The sequence below is a fragment of the Halomonas meridiana genome (assembly GCF_009846525.1).
Lineage (GTDB): Bacteria > Pseudomonadota > Gammaproteobacteria > Pseudomonadales > Halomonadaceae > Vreelandella.
This window is the reverse complement of record NZ_CP024621.1, coordinates 1746622-1768583: the sequence shown is the minus strand read 5'-3', so window position 1 is coordinate 1768583 and position 21962 is coordinate 1746622. Positions and strand designations below refer to the sequence as shown.

Annotated in this window: 24 protein-coding genes; 3 read left to right on the top strand and 21 right to left on the bottom strand. The window is 55.3% G+C overall.

Annotated elements, in window-relative coordinates:
* Positions 1-3: 3 nt before the first annotated feature.
* The 3 genes from tig to CTT34_RS08520 form a co-directional block, all read right to left on the bottom strand.
* Positions 4-1353: a trigger factor gene (gene tig, locus CTT34_RS08530; protein ID WP_159342037.1), complete on the bottom strand. Its 1350-nt coding sequence runs from the start codon at positions 1351-1353 to the stop codon at positions 4-6.
* Positions 1354-1502: 149 nt separating this feature from the next.
* Entirely contained in the window at positions 1503-1874 is a 372-nt protein-coding gene (locus CTT34_RS08525) for a hypothetical protein (RefSeq protein ID WP_159342036.1), read from the bottom strand.
* Position 1875: 1 nt separating this feature from the next.
* The gene (locus CTT34_RS08520) at positions 1876-2337 is read right to left on the bottom strand and encodes a flavodoxin (protein ID WP_159342035.1); all 462 of its coding nucleotides are present in this window, start codon (positions 2335-2337) and stop codon (positions 1876-1878) included.
* Positions 2338-2493: 156 nt separating this feature from the next.
* Here CTT34_RS08520 and CTT34_RS08515 point away from each other — a divergent pair, with 156 nt between their 5' ends.
* A complete protein-coding gene (locus tag CTT34_RS08515; RefSeq protein ID WP_159342034.1) occupies positions 2494-2700 on the top strand; it encodes a DUF2788 domain-containing protein in 207 nt (68 codons plus the stop codon).
* A 101-nt stretch (positions 2701-2801) separates the two neighbouring features.
* On the opposite strand, the gene CTT34_RS08510 is transcribed toward CTT34_RS08515, so the two are convergent.
* From CTT34_RS08510 to CTT34_RS08455, 12 genes are all read right to left on the bottom strand, one after another.
* Positions 2802-3101 carry an integration host factor subunit alpha gene (locus CTT34_RS08510; protein ID WP_159342033.1) on the bottom strand — a complete coding sequence of 100 codons (300 nt, stop codon included), beginning with the start codon at positions 3099-3101 and terminating at the stop codon, positions 2802-2804.
* A gap of 67 nt (positions 3102-3168) precedes the next feature.
* Positions 3169-5550, bottom strand: a complete 2382-nt coding sequence (pheT, locus tag CTT34_RS08505) for a phenylalanine--tRNA ligase subunit beta (protein ID WP_159342032.1) — start codon at positions 5548-5550, stop codon at positions 3169-3171.
* A gap of 26 nt (positions 5551-5576) precedes the next feature.
* Complete coding sequence (pheS, locus tag CTT34_RS08500; protein ID WP_159342031.1) at positions 5577-6596, bottom strand: phenylalanine--tRNA ligase subunit alpha; 1020 nt, start codon at positions 6594-6596, stop codon at positions 5577-5579.
* Positions 6597-6753: 157 nt separating this feature from the next.
* Entirely contained in the window at positions 6754-7107 is a 354-nt protein-coding gene (gene rplT / locus CTT34_RS08495; protein WP_009097607.1) for a 50S ribosomal protein L20, read from the bottom strand.
* A 57-nt stretch (positions 7108-7164) separates the two neighbouring features.
* Positions 7165-7359, bottom strand: coding sequence for a 50S ribosomal protein L35 (rpmI, locus tag CTT34_RS08490; protein ID WP_009724291.1), 195 nt, complete (start codon positions 7357-7359; stop codon positions 7165-7167).
* A gap of 81 nt (positions 7360-7440) precedes the next feature.
* Positions 7441-7980: a translation initiation factor IF-3 gene (gene infC, locus CTT34_RS08485; RefSeq protein ID WP_159343739.1), complete on the bottom strand. Its 540-nt coding sequence runs from the start codon at positions 7978-7980 to the stop codon at positions 7441-7443.
* Positions 7981-7992: 12 nt separating this feature from the next.
* Positions 7993-9915, bottom strand: a complete 1923-nt coding sequence (thrS, locus tag CTT34_RS08480) for a threonine--tRNA ligase (RefSeq protein ID WP_159342030.1) — start codon at positions 9913-9915, stop codon at positions 7993-7995.
* A 216-nt stretch (positions 9916-10131) separates the two neighbouring features.
* Positions 10132-11001 (bottom strand): OmpA family protein, encoded by an 870-nt coding sequence (locus CTT34_RS08475; RefSeq protein WP_159342029.1) that lies wholly within the window; start codon positions 10999-11001, stop codon positions 10132-10134.
* 247 nt (positions 11002-11248) lie between these two features.
* Complete coding sequence (locus tag CTT34_RS08470) at positions 11249-11716, bottom strand: DUF2489 domain-containing protein (RefSeq protein WP_159342028.1); 468 nt, start codon at positions 11714-11716, stop codon at positions 11249-11251.
* Between the two features lie 113 nt (positions 11717-11829).
* The gene (locus tag CTT34_RS08465) at positions 11830-12885 is read right to left on the bottom strand and encodes a COX15/CtaA family protein (RefSeq protein WP_390620273.1); all 1056 of its coding nucleotides are present in this window, start codon (positions 12883-12885) and stop codon (positions 11830-11832) included.
* A gap of 36 nt (positions 12886-12921) precedes the next feature.
* Positions 12922-13428, bottom strand: a complete 507-nt coding sequence (locus CTT34_RS08460; protein WP_159342026.1) for a hypothetical protein — start codon at positions 13426-13428, stop codon at positions 12922-12924.
* A gap of 1 nt (position 13429) precedes the next feature.
* Positions 13430-14137, bottom strand: coding sequence for an SURF1 family protein (locus CTT34_RS08455; RefSeq protein ID WP_159342025.1), 708 nt, complete (start codon positions 14135-14137; stop codon positions 13430-13432).
* On the opposite strand from CTT34_RS08455, the gene CTT34_RS08450 reads away from it, so the two are divergent.
* Positions 14136-14327 carry a DUF2909 family protein gene (locus CTT34_RS08450; RefSeq protein ID WP_159342024.1) on the top strand — a complete coding sequence of 64 codons (192 nt, stop codon included), beginning with the start codon at positions 14136-14138 and terminating at the stop codon, positions 14325-14327. The genes CTT34_RS08455 and CTT34_RS08450 overlap by 2 nt on opposite strands.
* Before the next feature lie 4 nt (positions 14328-14331).
* On the opposite strand, the gene CTT34_RS08445 is transcribed toward CTT34_RS08450, so the two are convergent.
* The 5 genes from CTT34_RS08445 to CTT34_RS08425 form a co-directional block, all read right to left on the bottom strand.
* Positions 14332-15192, bottom strand: coding sequence for a cytochrome c oxidase subunit 3 (locus tag CTT34_RS08445; protein ID WP_159342023.1), 861 nt, complete (start codon positions 15190-15192; stop codon positions 14332-14334).
* Entirely contained in the window at positions 15189-15773 is a 585-nt protein-coding gene (locus CTT34_RS08440) for a cytochrome c oxidase assembly protein (protein ID WP_159343738.1), read from the bottom strand. Before CTT34_RS08440 ends, CTT34_RS08445 begins: the two co-directional genes overlap by 4 nt.
* A gap of 33 nt (positions 15774-15806) precedes the next feature.
* A complete protein-coding gene (gene ctaD / locus CTT34_RS08435) occupies positions 15807-17456 on the bottom strand; it encodes a cytochrome c oxidase subunit I (protein ID WP_217352991.1) in 1650 nt (549 codons plus the stop codon).
* A gap of 47 nt (positions 17457-17503) precedes the next feature.
* Positions 17504-18619 (bottom strand): cytochrome c oxidase subunit II, encoded by a 1116-nt coding sequence (gene coxB / locus CTT34_RS08430; RefSeq protein ID WP_159342022.1) that lies wholly within the window; start codon positions 18617-18619, stop codon positions 17504-17506.
* 125 nt (positions 18620-18744) lie between these two features.
* Positions 18745-18918 carry a DUF2970 domain-containing protein gene (locus CTT34_RS08425; protein ID WP_159342021.1) on the bottom strand — a complete coding sequence of 58 codons (174 nt, stop codon included), beginning with the start codon at positions 18916-18918 and terminating at the stop codon, positions 18745-18747.
* Positions 18919-19270: 352 nt separating this feature from the next.
* Here CTT34_RS08425 and CTT34_RS08420 point away from each other — a divergent pair, with 352 nt between their 5' ends.
* Positions 19271-19501, top strand: a complete 231-nt coding sequence (locus tag CTT34_RS08420) for a hypothetical protein (RefSeq protein WP_159342020.1) — start codon at positions 19271-19273, stop codon at positions 19499-19501.
* Positions 19502-19514: 13 nt separating this feature from the next.
* Here the strand turns inward: CTT34_RS08420 and hrpB are convergent, their stop codons facing one another.
* Positions 19515-21962: an ATP-dependent helicase HrpB gene (gene hrpB / locus CTT34_RS08415; protein ID WP_159342019.1), complete on the bottom strand. Its 2448-nt coding sequence runs from the start codon at positions 21960-21962 to the stop codon at positions 19515-19517.

Genomic DNA, 21962 nt, shown 5'->3' with positions numbered 1-21962 from the left:
AGATCAGGCGCTTGCCTGTTCGCCCTCTTCGTTCTCATCTTGCTCAGCCTGTTGCTGAGCGGCAGCCAGCGCTTGCTGGTAAGACATTTCCACGTCTTTTACGTTCGTTTGCTCAAGCAGCTTATCAACGGCTTTCTCTTCGAGAATGGCAGATTTTACCTGGGTCTTCAGCTGCTCGTTACCCATGTAGTACTCCACCACTTCGGAGGGGTCTTGATACTGCTCGGCCAGCTCTTCGACCTTCGCTTTGATCTCAGCGTCGTCAGCGTCAAGCTCGTGGGCTTTGATCACTTCAGCCAACAGCAGACCGACTTGAACACGACCTTTGGCCTGCTCTTCGAACAGCTCGTTCGGCAGTTGGCTGACATCAAAGTCTTCACCCAAACCGAACTGCTGAGCTGCCTGACGCTTCATGCCGTCAGTCTCTTGCTGAACCAGCGCGCTGGGAACAGGAATGTCGTTCGCCTTTTTGAGGGCATCCAATACCTGCTGCTTCACACGATTATCGACCGCCTGTGACGCCTCACGTGTCATGTTCTTTTTAATCTCAGCGCGGAATTTGGTCTCGTCACCACCTTCTACGCCAAAACGCTCGATGAACGCTGCATCCACTTCCGGCAACTTCTGAGTGCTGACTTTGTGGACGGTAACTTTGAAAGTCGCATCCTGACCGGCAAGGTGCTCGGCTTGGTAATCTTCCGGGAACGTTACAGAGATGGTTTTCTCTTCGCCCGCTTTGGCACCGATCAGCTGCTCTTCGAAGCCCGGAATGAAGCTATTGGAACCGATGACCAACGCGTGGCCTTCAGCGCTACCACCCTCGAACGGCTCGTCACGCAAGAAACCTTGGAAGTCGATGGTGACTTGGTCGCCATCCGCTGCGGCCGCGTCAACCTCTTCCCACGCGGCGTTTTGCTTACGCAGCGTGTCGATCATTTCATCGACATCGGCGTCGCTAACGGAAACCACCGGACGCTCAACCTCAGTGCCTTCGATAGACGCCAGTTCGACCTGCGGATAGATTTCCATGATGGCAACGAACTCGAGATCTTTGCCTTCTTGATTTACTTTTGGCTCGATCTGCGGGAAACCAGCAGGATTGAGGCCTTCTTCAGTGATCGCACGCACGTAGCGTTCACGCATCACTTCGCCTACCACTTCATTGCGCACGCTGTCGCCATAGCGCTGACGCACGACGGCCATTGGCACCCGGCCTTGGCGGAAACCGTTCAAGCGAACGTTTTTCGCGGTGTCTTTCAAGCGAGCGCTGACGGCCTCGTCGATATCTGCTGCCGGCACCTGAATAGTGATACGGCGTTCGATCTGGGAGGTCGTCTCGACGGAAACTTGCATGAATTGTCCTCTAGCGGCTGGGCGTTGTGTTAGTTGCGTAAAATATATTCAAGGGGTCAATTTTAAGAACCCTGACGCATGGTGGCAAGCGCCATGCTCGCAAGATGGGGGCACGAGCATCAAATACAAGGGGTTAGCAGGACAAAAACTCACGCGTCACGCGCTGGCCACCATAACGATACCGCATGCAGCAGGAGGCCACAGGTCGTCGCGTGGGAGATGAAGACCTGCCAACTGATCCATTCGGTAAACACGGCATGCCAGGCTCCCATTACCAAAGCCCCCAACACCAGCATCATGGCCAAGCGCTTAAGCAATGGCGGCACTGCTTGCCGGGCTTCAAGTGACAACATCTTCCACTGAAAGATGGCAGCACCTGCTACGAACACCAAAGCTATCAGCAGTAGCGTCTGGCGAGTTTCGTGCCCGCCCGCCATGTAACGTGGCAATGCGGACAGCATCACGACGCACAACCCCAGTGCCACGCTGACCCGCTCAGGGGAGTAAAGCGCTCGCTGCATGTTAAACGACCTTCAGCTGCTGAGTTTCGATCCACTCCTCGACCCAAGGTAGCGCAGCATCATCGGCCATGAAGGTTTCCATGGCATCGATTTCAAGACGCTCACCTAACCGTTGAGCACCGTGGTCTTGAAGGAGGTCATCCAGCGCCCGGCCCGCGCCGCAAAACGTGTCCCCATAGGAGCTGTCACCTAGCGCAATGAGGCCATAACGCAATCCTGTAAGTGAAGGGCTTTGGTCTTTCAGGCTGCGTACAAAGGGAACGAAATTACCGGGAAAATCCCCACTGCCGGTGGTCGAAACACAGAACAGGGTCAGGTCATTTCTCTGGGTAATATCCTCAACCGTTGGCTGCTCAGAGATGTCGACAGCATAACCAGCCTGTTCAAACAGAGGCTTGACCTGTTCCGCCACATCCAATGCACCGCCATACATGGTGCCCACCAGAATGGTTAACGTCGGCATTGTTCTACTCCTAGGCAATGGTGTCGCACCTTACGTTGTGATCTCCACAAAGTTCAGTCGACAAATACCTGATGAATTTGCTCAAATATTAACACGACTGGCAAAAACGACGCACGCCCCACGTGGGGCTTCGACAATTGCGCAACAGGAGCGCTTATGCAGCAGGCCTTCGAGACATGGATCACGCCCATCATGGTGGGTGGCTTGATCATCTTTATGTGTTTCATCATTTGGGATTTGGCCAAAAAATCGAACGCTGGCAAGTTTGGCACGATCATGCTGTTTGTCGTGCTAGGCGCTGGCATGCTGGGCTACGTCATTAAAGTCGTGATCACTTGGCTGATTGAAGGACGCGGTATTTAACTTCGCACTCATTACGACACATCCAGAAGCCCATATGAGTGATGCAAAAAAGGAGTGCCTGACGGCACTCCTTTTCGTTGGGCAGCCATGGCAGGGTGATACTACTGGCTACTCGCGTAGCGCTCCACCTGCTGCTTGAGCTTCTGACCGGGGCGAAACGTGACGACACGCCGAGCAGAAATGGGAATCTCCTCACCGGTCTTGGGGTTTCGTCCTGGCCGCTCACGCTTATCACGTAGGTCAAAGTTGCCAAAGCCCGACAGTTTCACCTGTTCGTTCTCACGCAAACAGGCGCGAATTTCTTCAAAGAACGCCTCTACCATCGCTTTTGCTTCTCGCTTCGACAGCGCCAGCTCTGTGTGTAAATGCTCAGCTAGCTCTGCTTTGGTCAACGCACCCATAGGGCTCCTCCATGTAGCATACGCATTGCCAAGAACGTGATAAGCGTCGTGTCATGGCATAGCTTAGTTAGCCGCGAAGTTCGGCATCTAATTCGGCTCGCACGTTAGTAATGATCGAGTCGACCAACTGATTGATTTCTTCATCATTTAGCGTGCGCGAAGCGTGTTGCCAGGTCAAGCCCAATGCAATGCTCTTATAACCTTCGGCCACGCCTTTACCAGCATAGACATCAAATAGCTTTATGTCTTTCAGGTAATCCCCTGCCTTGGCTTTAGCGCAATCCAACAGCGCTTGCACTGGCGTGGCATCTTTGAGGATGAACGCCAAGTCACGACGCACCTCTGGATAGCGGGACAGCGGTTCAAACGCCGGAATCGCCCCTTGGCTCAGCGCATCCAAACGGACCTCGAACAGCACGGCATCGACCTTGAGGCCCAATGTCGCTCGCACTTGCGGATGTAGCGTACCAATCCAGCCTGCTGGTTTACCCCGGTGGAAGAGCTGCGCTGTTTGCCCTGGGTGCAGCGAAGGGTGCTCTCCGGGTTCGAAGCGCCACTCGTCCTGAGCGCCGCCCATGGCCAGTAGACTCTCTAGATCGCCCTTCAGGTCATAGAAGTCCACCTGCGCCTTGGCACCATTCCACCCTTCCGCCTCGCGACCACCACAAACCAGTGCGCCCATCATCGGCACCTGAGTCAAGTGATCCAACGGCCCATTGAACACCAAGCCCGTTTCAAAAATACGCACACGCGTCTGCTGACGATTCAGGTTGTGCTCGAGCGCTCGCACCAAACCGGGAAAGAGACTGGCACGCATCACCGACAGATCCGATGAGATCGGGTTAGCGAGCACGGGAGAAACCGCGTCGGGTAGCATTGCAGCCTGCAGATCAGGTGCAACGAAGCTGTACGTCACTGCTTCTTGGAAGCCGCGGGCGACCATTTGGTTACGCAACTGTGACTGGGTCAAGCTGGCTTCGTTCGCGGATCGCAGCGCCAATCGGGCGGCGGGACGACGCACCGGTAGGTTGTTGTAGCCATGAATACGCGCCACTTCTTCGATGAGGTCTTCCTCGATGGCGACGTCAAATCGCCAACTAGGCGCGACCACCGACCAACCTTCCGCCTGCTTATCGACGGCAAGCCCAAGACGCTGGAGAATATCGGTCACATCGTCCGCCGATAGCCGCTTGGAAAGCGCGCTTTCAAGACGAGCTTCACGCAGCGTAATCGCGCGCGGTGCGGGCAAGTGTTCCTCGCTAACGGTCTCTACCACCGGCCCCGCCTGACCACCACAGATCTCCAACAGAAGCTGTGTGGCACGCTCGACTGCCATGACGGGGAGCTCAGGATCGACGCCACGTTCGAAACGGTGCGATGCATCGGTGTGCAGCCCGTAAGAGCGCGCCTGCCCAGCAATCGCAAGCGGCGCAAAGAACGCCGACTCTAGGAAAATAGTCTGTGTATTTGCGCTAACCCCAGAGTTCTCGCCCCCCATGATACCAGCCATCGCCAGGGGGCCTCGCTCATCGGCAATGACGAGCGTTTCGGGGCGCAAAGCGACCTCTTGGCCATCCAACAACGTCAAGCGTTCGGCGTCTTTGGCCAGACGCACGGTAATACCGCCCTGCAAATGATCGCGATCGAATGCGTGTAACGGCTGGCCAAGCTCTAGCATGACGTAGTTGGTGACATCCACCACCGGATCGATGGAGCGCACGCCGCTGCGACGCAGGCGCTCGACCATCCAGAGCGGTGTTTCGGCATCCACTTTCACGCCTTCGATCACCCGCCCCACGTAGCGAGGGCACTGCTCTGGCGCATCGACCACAACGGGGAAAGTCGTATCGATGGTGGCTTCGACCTCGGTCATGTCCGGACCGTGCACCGGCAAACGGTTAAGGACGCCGACTTCTCTGGCCAGCCCTTTGATGCTGAGGCAGTCGCCGCGGTTCGGCGTCAAATCCACCTCGATGGTCATATCATCGAGCTGCATGTAGTCACGGAAAGGCGTACCAACCGGCGCCGACTCGGGCAGTACCAGAATGCCTGGAGAGGTTTCCTCCTCCAACCCCAACTCTGAAGCCGAGCAGATCATGCCGCGGGATTCAACGCCACGCAGCTTGGCTTTCTTGATTTTGAAATCCCCTGGCAAAACACCCCCCACCTGGGCAAAGGGAATTTTTTGCCCTACGTCGACGTTGGGCGCACCACACACCACTTGCACAGGCTCACCCGTGCCGTCATTGACGGTACAGACATTGAGCTTATCGGCATCGGGATGCTTCTCTTTGGTCAGCACTTCAGCCACGACCACACCGCTAAAAGCAGCGGCGACCGGCTCAACGGCATCTACTTCAAGGCCCGCCATGGTAATCTGGTCGGCCATGGCCTGCGTTTCCAGCTGCGGAGCTACCCATTCACGCAGCCACTGTTCTGAAAATTTCATGTTGATTCCCGTCGCTGGCAGCGGTCTTAGGTGAATTGACGAAGAAAGCGCAGATCGTTTTCAAAGAACAAGCGCAGATCATTAACGCCGTATCGAAGCATCGCCAAACGTTCAGCGCCCATACCAAAGGCAAAGCCCGTATAGCGCTCGGTATCGATACCGGAGTGCCGAAATACCTCAGGGTGAACCATGCCGCAACCCATGACTTCCAACCAGCCGCTATGGGAGCAGACACGACAGCCATGACCGCTACACATCACGCACTGAATATCGACCTCAGCAGAGGGCTCCGTGAAGGGGAAGTACGAGGGGCGAAAGCGAACCGACAAATCGTCACGCTCGAAGAACGCCTGTAGGAAATCTTCGATCGTTCCCTTCAAGTCGGCAAAACTGACGCCTTCATCCACCAGCAAACCTTCGACCTGATGGAACATGGGCGTATGGGTCAAGTCCGAATCGCTACGGTAGACGCGCCCAGGGCAGACGATACGAATGGGCGGCTCACTGCTCTTCATAGTGCGCACTTGCACCGGAGACGTATGAGTGCGTAACAGGCGAGTCGCATCGAAATAAAAGGTATCCGCCATTCCGCGCGCCGGATGGTGAGCAGGAATATTGAGCGCTTCGAAATTGTGATAGTCGTCTTCGATCTCGGGACCCACGGCCACATCGTAACCAATACGCGTAAACAACCCTTCGATACGCTCCAGCGTACGGGTAACGGGGTGAAGCCCGCCGCTCTCTTGGCCTCGACCAGGTAACGTGACGTCAATTCGCTCAGCCGCTAAGCGGGCATTGAGCGCTTCGCTCTCCAGTTGCTGCCGCTTGGCATCGATCTCACTCGACAGCGTCTGCTTGGCCTGATTGATTTGCTCGCCAGCCGCAGGGCGCTCTTCTGCCGACAGCTTGCCCAGCCCTTTCAACAAGGCCGTCACTTCGCCTTTCTTACCTAAGTAACGTACGCGCAACTCATCTAGCGCTGAGACGCTCTGCGCAGCTTGAATAGCATCGCGGGCCTCTGACACCAGAGTAGGAAGGTGATCCATCCGATTTACTCCGAATTAAGCGATTCCATCTCTGAGGATGGCTGGCATGTTGAAGGTGACAAAAAAACAGGGGAAGAGCGGCTGCTCTTCCCCTGCATGGGTCACACTGAAATGACCTCTGTCATCTCACACTGGCATCAGCTCAGTGCAAATGACCTTATTGGGCAGCCTTGGCTTTTTCCACGATAGCAGCAAATGCTGCTTTTTCGTGTACTGCCAGGTCGGCCAATACTTTACGGTCGATTTCAATACCGGCTTTCTTCAGACCGCCAACGAAGCGGCTGTAAGACATGCCGTTGATGCGCGCACCAGCGTTGATACGCTGGATCCACAGCGCACGGAATTGGCGCTTGCGGTTGCGGCGGTCACGGTACGCATACTGACCGGCTTTGATAACAGCCTGTTTGGCTACACGGAAAACACGCGAACGTGCACCATAGTAACCTTTGGCCTGCTTCAGAACTTTTTTATGGCGACGACGGGCAACTACGCCACGCTTAACACGGGTCATAACACACTCCTGACTTTATGACTGAGGCTAGAGGCACTCAGATAAGAAAATTCGACCTTACAGGTTCGGCAGCATGCGCTGAATCAGCGCTTTGTCGGAAGCATGGATCTGCTTCATGCCACGCAGCTGACGCTTACGCTTGGTCGACTTCTTGGTCAAGATGTGGCTACGGAAAGACTGTTTATGCTTGAAGCCATTCGCAGTCTTTTTGAAGCGCTTGGCAGCGCCGCTGTTGCTTTTGATTTTCGGCATGAGAAAACTCCGCTCGATATTTTTTAGAAAACCCAGGGCCGACTAGCGCCTAAGCGCTAGCCCGTTGACTTCGCCGTTGGATCACTTCTTTTTCGGGGCAAGAATCATGATCATCTGGCGGCCTTCCATTTTCGGGAAAGACTCCACCGCTCCGATCTCTTCCAGGTCTGACGCAATCCGTTCCATCAGCTTACGACCGATGTCTTGGTGCGCCATTTCACGACCGCGGAAGCGCAATGTGACCTTACCCTTGTCACCACCTTCCAAGAAGCGGGTCAGGTTTTTGAGTTTCACCTGATAATCGCCTTCGTCGGTGCCAGGACGGAATTTGACTTCCTTGACCTGGATTTGCTTTTGCTTCTTCTTTTGAGCCGCTTTTTGCTTTTTGGTCTCAAAAACGAATTTGCCATAATCCATGATCTTACAAACGATCGGATCGGCATTCGAAATTTGCACGAGATCTAAACCGGCTGCTTCCGCACGTTCAAGAGCCTCAGTGGTGGGCACTACGCCCAACTGCTCACCGTCGGCATCGATTAAACGCACTTCTTCTTCGGTAATACGCTCGTTCATTGGTGGGCGCTTGTCTTGTGGACGCCCGCGCTGATTGCTTCGCTTGATCGCTCCGTCTCCTTAGGCAATTGACGATGTCGCCAGGGCTGCTCGCTCTGCACTAAAACGTTCGATGAATTCATCGACGGTCATGGTACCGAGGTTTTCGCCGCTGCGAGTTCGCACGGCCACTGAGTCAGCTTCGACTTCCTTATCTCCTACCACAAGGAGATAGGGAACTTTCTGTAACGTATGCTCACGGATTTTAAAGCCGATCTTCTCGTTCCTCAAGTCCGCCTTGATCCGTAAGCCACTTTTTTGCAGGCGCTGCTCTAAATCGAGCGCATAGTCACGCTGCGCATCGGTAATGGTCATGAGAACCGCTTGCTGCGGTGCCAACCATAACGGCATTGCGCCTGCATAATGCTCGATCAGTATACCCAGGAATCGCTCAAAGGATCCCAGAATAGCACGATGCAGCATCACAGGGGTTTTACGCGTACCGTCTTCGTCGACGTATTGCGCCCCTAAACGCCCTGGCAAGTTAAAATCTAGCTGAAGAGTACCACACTGCCAAACACGATTCAGACAATCTCTTAACGCAAATTCAATTTTAGGACCATAGAAAGCCCCTTCGCCCGGCTGCAGCTCCCACGCCAAACCAGTCGCATTGAGCGCTGCCTCAAGCCCCTGCTCGGCCCGATCCCACATCTCGGCTTCACCCAGAAAGTCTTCGGGACGCGTAGATAGCTTGAGCTCGACGTCTACAAAACCCAGCGTTTTATAAACTTGCAGCGTTAGCGCAATGAAGGCCTCGGCCTCGGCCTGAATCTGACTTTCCGTGCAGAAAATATGGGCATCGTCTTGAGTAAAGCCGCGCACTCGCATCAGACCATGCAGGGAACCCGAAGGTTCATTGCGATGACAGCTACCAAATTCTGCCAAGCGCAGCGGAAGGTCACGGTAGCTTTTGAGGCCTTGATTGAACACCTGAACGTGACACGGGCAGTTCATCGGCTTGACCGCGTATTCACGCTTTTCAGACTCAGTGGTGAACATCAGCTCACTGTAATGCCCCCAGTGACCCGATTTCTTCCACAGCGACAGATCCACCACCTGGGGCGTTTTGATCTCTTGATAGCCGTGCTCACGCTGAATGTTGCGCATGTACTCTTCTAACGCCTGGTACATGGTCCAGCCATTAGGGTGCCAAAAGACCATACCCGGCGCTTCTTCTTGAAGGTGGAACAAGTCCATCTTCCGCGCCAACTTGCGGTGATCGCGCTTTTCCGCTTCTTCCAGGCGCTTCAAGTAGGCCTTTAACTGCTTTTTATCGCCCCACGCCGTTCCATAGATACGGGTCAGCATTGGGTTGGAAGCATCGCCACGCCAGTAAGCACCGGCCAACTTCGTCAATTTGAAGGCCTTCAAATGACGCGTATTGGGAACGTGAGGGCCACGGCACATATCCGTGTACTCCTCATGATGGTACAAACGGATAGTTGCGCCTTCCGGAATGCCGCGGATGATTTCCTGCTTGTAGGTTTCACCCCGCTTTTCGAAGGTAGCCATCGCCTGATCGCGATCAACGTACTCTCGAATGACATCGTACTCATGATCGATCAGCGCTTGCATGCGTTTTTCGATGGCGTCCATGTCTTCAGGCGTTACCGATTTACCAAAATCGATGTCGTAATAGAAGCCATCATCGATCACAGGCCCAATGGCCATTTTGGCCTCTGGGTAAAGCTGCTTCACTGCGTGACCAATCAAATGGGCACACGAGTGACGAATAATCTCTAAACCCTCTTCATCACGGGCAGTAATGATGGAAACGTCGGCATCCTGCTCGATGATGTCAGCGGCATCCACCAGCACACCGTCTATTTTGCCCGCCACGCAGGCCTTGGCCAAACCAGGGCCAATGGACTCTGCTAGCTGCATAATAGAGAGGGGTGCTTCGAACGTTCTTTGGCTGCCATCCGGCAGTGTCACTATGGGCATTCAAGTATTCCTTGAGCGCAGTGGTGATCCATACCAAGGATCACATTTCGCTATCAATGGTCGGGGGTATTCAGCACGTATTAAAGGCTGCCAAGCCTATCAGACTTTATGACATCGTAAAATAAAACGGGAGGCATGAGCCTCCCGTTCTGTATCAAAGGGTGTCGTCGACGCTGACGCCGACGACACTACCCATTGAGGGTACAGTCGAGTGAATTAGTTCCACTCATCCAGTTCTACGCGACGGTTCTGGAAACGACCTTCTTCAGTGTCGTTAGTCGCTACCGGACGCTCTTCACCGTAACCAATCGCACGCATGCGGTCAGCCTCTACGCCGCGCTGATTCAGGTAAGCAGCCACAGACTCTGCACGACGCTGTGACAGATCCTTGTTGTACTGGTCAGAACCACGAGCATCGGTGTGGCCTTCAATGCTGACACGTACGTCAGGGTTGTTCACCAGACGCTCAGCAACGCCGTTCAGAACGTTTTGCGCGTTGGCAGTCAGCTGAGCAGAATCAAACTCGAAGTTGACTTCACGCAGCACAACGCTCGCCGGGCAGCCCAGGGCGTTAACTTCTACACCAGCCGGAGTGTCCGGGCACTGGTCGCGATAGTCCGGAACGCCGTCGTTATCGGAATCCAGCGGGCAACCGTTGGCATTGACTTCGACGCCAGCCGGGGTACCCGGGCACTGGTCGCGGTAGTCCGGCACGCCGTCACCGTCGGAGTCCAGCGGGCAGCCTTCGGCATCGACAGCAACACCAGCAGGCACTTCGCCATAGCTCGGGCACTGAGGTGCTACCGGCTCAGGCGTACGGTCTGCACACAGCAGGCCGCCGATCGCAGCACCCGCTGCGGCACCCGTCGCAGCGCCCGCGTCTTCATCAGAGCTGCTGCTGGTGGCGTAGCCGATGCTGCCGCCAATGATGCTGCCCGCCAGGCCACAAACGGCCGGGTGCTGATACCAGCTTTGACCGCTGTTGGCGCCGTCTTGGCTGGAAGACTGAGAGGCCGAGCTAGCGCAGCCTGATAGGCCGACGACTAATGCAGAACCGATGAGCAAGCCAGTCGTTGATTTTTTCATGCAAGACTCCTTCTTGATCCAATGCTGACATGGTCTAAAAGACCAAATCTATCCAATGCTTCTTATGGCGAGAGCATCCATTTTTCGCTGTTCTGTTTCAGGTCTAGGAACCCTACCCCATGAAACGAACAAGGTGCCTATCATTAACGTTTCAGCGCTAGAAGGCAACAATGCCGAGATATCAACTTCTTGCCAATACCGACCCTACCAGCATAGCAAAGCTGACATCGTTGGCATTAAAAAAATTTCAATGCAGAGCGGAGGGGCCTTTAGCGCGCCATTTAATCACTGCCGCCGCAGCCGCAAGCACCGCAGGGCGCATCTCGTCTTCGACGGCGAGCCGCTCCTTGTCTTCTTTCATTCTTTCCCTAGGGGTCAACTGCTTACGTGCTGAGTGAGTCTTCAAGTGACGCGTACGATGATAGACGTCCGCAAACGCTTGGAATTCAGGACGCTCAGCAAGGCTTGGGTCGATGATCTCGAGTAACACTTTACAGCGCCAAGAACCCTCGGTGATATCGACCTGCTCTTGGACGAGGGCACTGACGACGTAATCGAGATTTTCCAGGCTATTCTGTTGGGCACGACGCTCTTCGTCCAAACGAAATGCCTCGCGGCGCTTCACCTCATTACGAAGCTTGTAGGCATAGCCTCCCAAACCGATAATGATCAAAACGGCGACGACGAGCAGTAAAAGTGCAACCGTTGAACTCATAAAGCCCCTACTGACTGGGAAATAAATAGCTTAACGAGAATTGTACACCTAATTAGCGGAGTTAGACCAACACCATTCACTGTCACTCCCCTCTAAAGCCTCCAAACCCACGCTTAGCTGTAACGAGAAGCCAACTCGTCTCTCTGTGGCATAGAGTACGCCATCTCCCGCACACTGACACGATAGCACCAACACCACCAAGCCCATCCAAGACTCAACACGAGTGCTACAGCGCCAGCGGTATGGAGTAACGCTAGCCAAAGCGGCAGCCACAACAGCACGTTAGCGACACCTAGCCCCACTTGGAGCGTATAGGCACACAGCACACCCACCAGTGCATTCGCAACTTGTTTGATGTGCCGGTAACGCCACCAGAGCAGCAGTAGCGTCATACCCAACAAAAGCGCCCCCAGCCGATGTACCATGTGAATCGCCGTGCGGGCATCGGCATGCAATTGACCATGAAGATAATTGGGACCAACGGTTTGTGTTAGGTGGAACCCTTCACTGAGATCCATACTGGGCCACCAGTGCGTGTTACAAGTTGGAAATCCTTGGCAAGCAATACCGGCGTAGTTACTGGTCACCCAGCCGCCTAGCGCGAGTTGAAGCACTAGTACCCCGCCAGCAGCGTACCAGAGCACGTTGCCTGCAGCGCCCGAGGAAACGCTTCCTTGCCGAATGCTGCGCAACCGAAGATGCAACCAGAAAAACACCATTAAAACGCTGAGTCCGCCCAGCAAGTGAAGCGTGACCACCTGAGGCCACAGCTTGAGGGTAACGGTAAAGGCGCCAAACGCGCCTTGCACGAGAATGACGAGCAATAGTGACAGGCTGAGACGCCACGGATACCCCTTACGCGTTCGCAGTGGCCAACCCAAGGCCACCACGCTGAGCACGATGACGCCTAGAAAGCTCGCCACGTAGCGGTGCGCCATTTCTACCCACGCTTTGAAAGGTTCTAACGGGGCATCAGGATGCTGGAGCGCCGCATGTTCACTATCGGGGACGATGAGCTTTCCATAGCAACCTGGCCAGTCCGGACAGCCTAACCCGGCATCTACCAACCTCGTCCACGCACCTACCAATATCACGCAGGCAGTGAGTAACGTACCTGACAACGTCAACCATACAAGCCAGCGAAGACGGCGCTGTGGGTCGCTATGCATCATAGTTCCTTACGGCTAAGAGTAGCCGGGCACGGGCTATAGTGGATTGACTTTAAACAAATGACGTATGTCATCGAGGATGTCGGCGGCAGCCGTTGCGTCGTCAAAAGCAAGGGCGGGCCTACCCATCGGGTCGAACAACCACACGCTGCTGGCGTCACCCCACGCAGGGGAACGTTTCCAACTGGTGACCGTTTCGCCCGGCAATGCAGCGGCTTCCCCACCGATTCTCAATCGCTGCAGGCGTGGTGCCTCCCGCCCCAAGGCGCGGTGTAAACGCCAAAGCTCGTCCTGCTTTTGTTCACAGTGCGCGCCGCAATCGAATACCAGCGTCCACCGCTCAGAGGCAGGCGCCGGCAACGTCAATGGCCATTCATGTAAAGAAGGAACGTCTAGCGTGACTTGGCCATGGGCGGTGTGCGCTTGAGGAATGCCCACATGCCAAGTCACCATCCCCCAAGCGGTGACAATGGGAGCAGCAAAAATCACGAACAGTAGCAGCAGCTTGGTTCTTGGATAGCGTACGGGACGATGGGGTGGCATATTAGCGTCCTCCTAGATAGCGTTCGCGATTGTCGGCGACCAAACGGTGTCCACCAAACAGCATGATCATGAAAGCCGTTAAGGCCAACGCCCACCACTGCACGGCATAGCCAAGATGACGGCTGGGCGGCATCACACTTGGCTCCCACCAAGGTGTCAGCGTACCGGCTCCCTCCTCTGCATGCAGCCACCCTTGATGACTGAATGCGCCTAGCGTCGACTCCCATGGCATAAGGCTAAGCTGTTGAAGCCTGACACCCTCTCGATTAGCGCCATAAAGGGGGCCTTGTACTTGTGCATTCTGCCACTCCCCAGAGACGTCGATCATGCCGACAGGCGTCGATGTAGAGGGTGCCTCTCGGCTGGGCCCCGTTTCTAAAAACCCTCGCTGAACCAACCATAGCTGCCCGTACCTATCTCTGAGCGGTGTAAGCACCGCAACGCCCAACCGACCTCCCGTCATTCGATTGTCTAAATAGAGCGTATGCTCCGACAGATATCTGCCACGTAAATGTACCTGTGCGCCTTCGACGGGTGTATCGGTGGGCTCGATCATCACAGGAGCAGCCGCTCTGCTGGCCAATAATTCGCGCTTGTCATCCGCCCGCTCCCACTGCCATAGTCCTAAGACGAGACCGAGCGTGACCACCACACCCCAGAACAAATACCAGACATAAAGTCTGACTGGATAACGAGAGGGCTTGATCATGTGGTTAAAACTACTCATCGCCGTGGTATTTATCGGAATGGTGGCCAGCCTTGCCGCAGGCGCAGGCTTTTTGCTTCGTGATGACAGCACTTCCAGGCGCCTGCTCATATCACTGAAATGGCGTATTGCTCTCGCTTGCCTGCTGGTGGCACTGCTTCTCATTGGCTTTTTATCAGGCGAGCTTGGATAGCCTCCTAGAACACATAGACGAAAATAAAGAGCCCCACCCAGACCACGTCCACGAAGTGCCAGTACCAACAGGCCGCCTCAAAGCCAAAATGGTGATCGTTAGCAAAGTGGCCTTTGACGATCCTCACGAGCATGCTTGCCAAGATCAGAGTGCCAATGATCACATGAAGGCCATGGAAACCCGTGAGTATGAAAAAGGTAGCGCCGAAAATCCCCGCCTCCAGGGTGATGCCATAGTGGTGATAAGCCTCGTAATACTCGACACCTTGGATGACGATAAAGCAGATACCCAACAGCACCGTACCCGCCAGCCAGTTGCGACAGGTTTGCCGGTAGCCTAGTTTAAGAGCCTCGTGTGCGACGGTCAGCGTGATACTGGACGTCACGAGTATGAGCGTATTGACCAGAGGCAGTTGCCAAGGGCTAAGCACGCTGGTCGGCCCTGATACCGACGCATCGGGCGGATTGAGCAGCGGCCACTGCGGCACGAAATCTGGCCAAAGCAGCGCTGATACACCTTTGGCCCCCTCACCACCGAGCCATGGCAACGTGAAGGTTCTGATATAGAACAAGGCACCAAAAAAGGCGGCGAAAAACATCACCTCGGAAAAAATGAACCAGCCCATCCCCCAGCGAAATGACCGGTCCATCTGAGCATCATAGAGGCCACCCATGGATTCATGAATGACATCGCGAAACCACAGACCCATCACACTCACTACCCCCAGGACACCGATGACCATCAGTGGCGCTCCGGTATCGTGCACCAACTGAATACCGATACCCAGCATCATGGCGCCAAGCGCCAGTGAGCCTAAAATGGGCCACCGACTGGTAGCAGGAACGTAGTAGCTGCCGCTGCTCATATGTTATCCCCCGCCGAGTTATTGTTTTGGACCGTCTGGAGCGCTATGCGCTGTACTGGGTATAGGGTGTATACCAAGGTGATGGTGTTGATCTCTTCAGGCAGGTCTCTGGCCAACTGAAAAACGAGCGGAATGGTGAGCCGTTCGCCTCCCTGCAGTTGCTGCTCTTGAAAACAAAAACAGCTTACCTTGCGTAAATATGTCGTGGCACTGGAGGGAGACACGCTGGGCACGGCTCGCCCCCAACTCTTGACGGCACTGTTGTTGGTGAACGTAAAATCCACCTCTGCCGTTTGCCCTGGATGAACGCGCATTTGCCGCGTTTCGACGCTCATTTGCCAGGGTAAACCGGCACTGCCACGAGTAATGAACTGCACCGTGACGAAGCGCGACTGATCGACCTCCTCATGTACGATGGCCTGGGCAGTAGTATCGACTTTGCCGTTCAATCCGGTCACCTTGCAAAACACGTCATAGAGGGGCACCAAGGCGAATGCAAAGGCAAACATCCCTACCAGGGCCGCCACGCTTCGCACGACCGTTTTTCTCACTCCCGCTTCTTGATACCCCTCGATAGCCATGCTCATACCTCCACCTAGGCCGACACTCACTGCTTAGTCATGAGTTTGGGCACGATGAAAGACGGGAGGCGTGTCAAACGTATGCAACGGCGCCGGGCTGGGCACGCTCCACTCTAAATCTACGGCGCCTTCCCAAGCTTTCGCAGGGGCTTTCTGCCCGCCTCGCACGCAGAGCACGACCACAAGTACAAAGAGGAGCTGTGAGGCACCAAAGAAAAACGCCCCAATGCTGGATAGCAGATTGAAGTCGGCAAACTGCAGCGCATAATCGGGAATACGCCTTGGCATACCTGCCAACCCGGCGAAGTGCATCGGGAAAAAAGTCAGGTTGACGCCAATGATGGAGCACCAGAAATGGCACTGCGCCAGACGTTCGTTGGGGTAGTGCCCCGTCCACTTGGGTAACCAGTAGTACACGCCTGCCATGATGGCGAAAATAGCGCCAGGCACGAGTACGTAGTGGAAATGTGCCACTACGAAATAGGTGTCGTGGTACTGGAAATCGGCAGGGGCAATCGCCAGCATCAGCCCTGAAAAGCCGCCTATGGTGAATAGCACGACGAACGCCAGCGCAAACAGCATGGGTGGCTCAAAACTGATCGAACCCCGAAACAGCGTGGTCACCCAGTTGAACACCTTGACCCCCGTGGGCACGGCGATCAGCATGGTGGAGTACATGAAGAACAGCTCGGCGGTCAGCGGTAGACCGACGATGAACATATGGTGGGCCCAAACCAAAAACGAAAGTAGTGCGATGGCCGCAGTGGCATATACCATCGAGGCGTAGCCAAACAGCGGTTTACGCGCAAACGTTGGAATGATGGCTGACACGATCCCAAACGCTGGCAGTATCATGATGTAAACTTCCGGGTGCCCAAAGAACCAGAACAGATGCTGGAACAGCACGGGATCTCCCCCACCCGCAGCATCGAAGAAGCTGGTACCGAAGTTGATATCCATCAACATCATGGTGATGACCCCCGCCAATACCGGCATGACGGCGATCAACAGAAAGGCCGTGATGAGCCATGTCCAGACGAACAGCGGCATGTCCATCATCCGCATACCAGGGGCTCGCATGTTGAGAATGGTCGCGATGATGTTGATGGCACCTAAAATCGAACTAATCCCCGCGATATGCAGCGCCAGGATAAAAAACGTCGTGGAAGCCGGCGCATAGGTCGTCGATAAAGGCGCGTAGAAGGTCCAGCCGAAATTAGGGCCGCCGCCCGGCATCAGTAAGGTAGAAAGCAGCAGAGCAAAGGCAACGGGTAAAAGCCAAAAACTGAAGTTGTTGAGTCGCGGTAACGCCATGTCTGGCGCGCCAATTTGTAGGGGAATCATCCAGTTGGCGAGCCCCGTAAAAGCGGGCATCACGGCTGCAAAGACCATAATTAAGCCGTGCATCGTGGTCATTTGATTAAAGAACTCAGGCTCGACCAGCTGTAAACCGGGTTGGAATAGCTCCGCTCTCACCACCAGCGCAAAGATCCCACCGACAAAAAACATCGTCAGTGAGAAAATCAAATACAGGGACCCAATCTCTTTATGATTGGTGGTCAGCAACCATCGCAAGATGCCTTTGGGTGGGGCGTGGTGAGCGTGCCCCTCCTGAGACTGGCTGCCCGCAACGGCCGTCGAACTGTGCTGCAGCGGGTGTTGTGGAGGTAGTTTGGGCGCCATAAGTCTCTCCGCACTTTATCGTATTATTAGAAGACGTTGTTTAACGCTTATTGCGCGATACGTTCGGCCACTGCCGCTGGCTGAACGATATCCCCCGTATCATTTCCCCAGGCATTTCTCGTGTATGTCACCACCGCAGCTATCTCTACCGGATTCAGCGTACTACGGAAGGCTGGCATGGCCGCGCCCGACACGCCGTTGATGACACGGCCTAAATGCCAATCCAAGTCATTGATCAACTGTTCGTTGCCTGCAAGCGCAGGGAACGCGGGGGGAGCCCCCTGCCCTTCACTTTGATGGCAAGAGGAGCAGATGGATTGATAGACGGTTTCGCCACGAGCCATGAGTTCTTCCATCGCCCATTCACGATCGACCCCCATCGCTTCCTGCTCGGCAGCAGCTTTACGCTCCTCAAGCCACGTCTCAAACTCCGCTTCCTCCATGGCATGCACCACGATGGGCATGAAGCCATGATTGACCCCGCATAGTTCGGCACACTGCCCGCGATATATGCCGGGCTCGTTGATCTGAACCCAGTTTTCGTTAATGAACCCAGGGATCGTGTCTTGTTTGACGGCCAGCTCGGGCACCCACCAAGAGTGGATGACGTCATCGGACGTCATCAAAAAGCGCACTTTGCGATTGATGGGCAACACGAGAGGCTCATCCACATCGAGTAGATAATGCTCGCTTCTCTCTTCTTCGCCACGGATCTGTTCGCGGCTGGTACTTAGGTTGGAAGTGAACGCAACATCCTCACCCAGGTATTCGTAGCGCCAGCGCCACTGCTGACCGGTAATCATGATATCCAGGTCAGCTTCAGAAGCGTCATACATGTTTTTGAGCGTGGCCGTTGCGGGCACCGCCATGCCGACCAGTATCAGGATCGGAATGGCCGTCCAGAGCACCTCCACGGAGGTGTGTTCATGAAAGCGGGCAGCCTTGGCTCCCTTGGAGTGACGATAGCGGAACAAGGAGTAAAACATGACACCGAAGACGACGACGCCAATCACCACACATACCCAGAAAATGGTCATGTGAAGGCCAAAAATATCGCGGCTGACATCCGTTACGCCGACCGGCATATTCCAGCTACTGGCTTGCACTTGGGAGATACTTGCGACACTGGACATGGTGAGAAGCCATCGCCACGGTAGGTGCATAGCCGCCTCCTTGTTATTGTTGTTCTCGCCAACCCTTTTATTAGGTCAGGATTAAGTGATGTCATTTGAGTATAGAAAACATATGGCATTCGTCACGCTCGACAAGCGTGATGTTTCTCAACGGTTCAACGTGCTGCAAAGATCGCCACACCAAGCAGCATTAGCACGAACACAATCGTGACGGCGACCGCCGTTATGATGAAGATTGCAGGCTTGCCACTAGAAAAATCCTGCTGCCGCTGACGATCATTCTGGACGCCTATGAGCGCTGCCAGTACTGACTTGATCACTGACCACATAGCGCTTTCCTCACGGTTGAGTGGGTTAATGCTCGATTGGGCAACCGTCGTAGAGCACCTGGCTCTCATTGAGGATAGGCAATTTCATGAATCATGCTGTGAGAAAAGCAGTGCCGAGGGAGACATAGGCATATAAGGCCATTGACGCAGGCAACCCGCCTGAGTACGCGAGCGAAAAATGCTGTACAGGACCACGATGGAAAAACAACACTGTAGACTGCTTTTTATTAACACCCTACGCCATCTTTTATCAGTACGCCCGCAGCGTAATTAAGCTTGCGGCCTATCGTCGGCCAATTCACACTAAGCCGACATTTGCTAATTCTGCAATGGGTTGTCAATGGAGTCGTTTATGCCCAAGCATCGTGGAATCGCGTTGCCCCTATGTGTTGCCCTATTTCCTCTTCTATCGCTCGCTGGCTGCACTACCTATACGTGGCCGGATGGTTCTCAAGAAACCGTCTTGGGTGTTGTGGCCGAGGATGAGAACCGCCAGTACGAAGAGCCTCATGCTGACGGCGTTCGCTATCGTAAACCGGGTGAGCTCCCTGACACACCGCGAAACGATGAAGATAACGACTGATGCTAGTAACGGCTTATCCTTTGCGTCGCTTGGTAAGTGCCGTGGCTTGAGCGGATAAGGGATCTTCGGGCCAAGGGTGCTTTGGATACCGCCCTCGCATCTCTTTGCGTACTTCGGGGTAGCCATTGACCCAAAAGCTCTGCAAATCTTGGGTCACTTGGAGCGGGCGCCTCGCCGGGGACAACAAGTGAAGCGTGATCGGCACACGCCCATCGACGACGGTGGGCGTGTGCTGCCAACCAAAAGCCTCCTGAAGCTTCAACGCGAGTATCGGCGACTGCTCCTCTATACGACACGGCGCGTAATCGAGGTCGACGGTATTGCCGCTTGGCGCGGTTAGCGCCGTCGGCACCAAGCGCTCCATCTGCTGCTGTTGCTCCCACGCCAGCGTGTTCAATAAACAGGTATGAAATGGCAACTTTTCGACCTGAGCCAGGCGCGTCAGCCCAACGACATAGGGCGCTAGCCAGATGTCTAATGTGCCCAGCAAGACAGTCTCGGACCAATCGGGCCACTGCTCGGGCCATATCCGTGAGAGCAGTGCCATACGCCCCTGACATTGGCGAACGTTGTCGGTCATCACTAGGTGAGGACGCTGTCTCAGCGCGGTCAAAAGCGCCTGCTCCATCGCCTCAGCTGACAACTGCTGTAACGGCCGGGAGGCCAAGATGAGTTCGCCATGCCGCTGAACGGCATCTCCCACCAGCTTGCCCTGCTCTTCCGACCAGCGTATTCGCTCTTCCCACTGCTGCGTATCAGGGTAAAGGCTCTCTAGCGTGGCAAGCGTAATGGGCTCTGCCAAATACATTCTGGCGTCACTGGTCGCACTCTCTAGCGCCACCGCCACGAGCCAAGCCTGCTGTGCAAGTGAATGATTTTCGGGCAGCGTGGCCGTTTTGCCGTTCGCCAGCTTGAAACGACCAGGCGACATACATTGCGCGATGCGATCAGGGTATGCCAGACAAAGTAACGCGCCAAGCGGCTCCAGATCGATCTCCAATGGGAGTTTAGTTTCCATGAGCCGAGACAAACGGGTCGCCTCCCGATGCCACTGTGGAAAGGCCGAGGGCTGACGAAGCCGCTGAACCAGCGCATCACGCAGTGAACCTTGAATCCGCTCCCTCCCCTCTAATAACGCGGCCAACGCACACGCCAAGGGCGTTGCCTGCAGCGTTCGCGCCCCCAGCAGCATGGCGGCTAAACGCGGTGTCAGGGCAAGTGCAGCACTCTGTTTACCAAGCGGCGTCAATCCACCGTTGGGCACTCGTAAGCAGAGCCGTTTTAAGAGATCTTGAGCCGTTCGCCATGCGCCTTCAGGAGGTGACGTGACCCAGGATAGCTCGTCTGGCTCACGTACGCCCCACAGCGCCAGCTCTAACGCCAATTTGGATAGGTCGGCTTGCAGTATTTCAGGCTCAGCGTACCCCACCAGAGGCTGCTCAGCCGCCCAGAGCCTGTAACACGTCCCCGGCTGTTGCCGACCGGCGCGTCCACGACGTTGATCGGCGCTCGCTTTGTTCACACGCCGTGTCGTCAGCTTGGTCAATCCCGTCCGGGAATTGAAAAGCGGCACGCGTTCTAACCCTGCATCGATGACACAGTTCACGCCATCGATGGTGACACTGGACTCGGCAATGGCCGTTGAAACGATCACTCGCTGGCGCGCACCATGAGGTCGCATAGCAGCCTGCTGCGCATCCAAGGGCAACCTGCCATGCAGCGGTAGAGCCTCAACATCCAAAGCGCTCCCGTCCACGGCAGCAACTAGCTGAGAGATCTCCGCCACGCCAGGCAATATGACCAGTATGTCTTGGCTAACGGGACGTGACAGAGCTTCGTGAATCACTCTCAACGCGGCGGCAGTGAGCGACTCGCTCGTTGCCAGTGGGCGGTAGTGAGTCTCGACGGAAAATGCTCGTCCCTGACTTTCAATGACGGGCGTTTCACTTCCCAATACCCGCGTCAGCGCTGTCACGTCCAACGTGGCAGACATAACCAGCAGTCGAAAATCATCGCGCACGCTCTCTTGCACATCGAGTGCCAATGCCAATCCTAGATCTGCCTCGATGCTGCGCTCATGGAATTCGTCAAAAATGATGCCTGCCACGCCTTCTAACAGCGGATCCTCTTGCAGCATGCGTGTCAGCACCCCCTGCGTGACCACTTCCAGCCGCGTATGGGGTCCGATCTGACTATCGCCCCGCATTCGATACCCAACGGTTTCGCCTACGCGCTCATTGAGCTGGTCGGCCATGAAAGTGGCAGCAAGCTTGGCGGCGACTCGCCGCGGCTCGAGTAACAGCAGCCTCTGCCCCTTGGCCCAGTCACTCTCAAGAAGCCTTAGCGGTACGCGGGTGGTTTTACCAGCCCCTGGCTGCGCCACGAGAATCAAGCGCGTCTGATCCGCCAATGCGCACTCGAGTGCCGTTAAATGCTGATCGATAGGAAGCGATGTACTCAT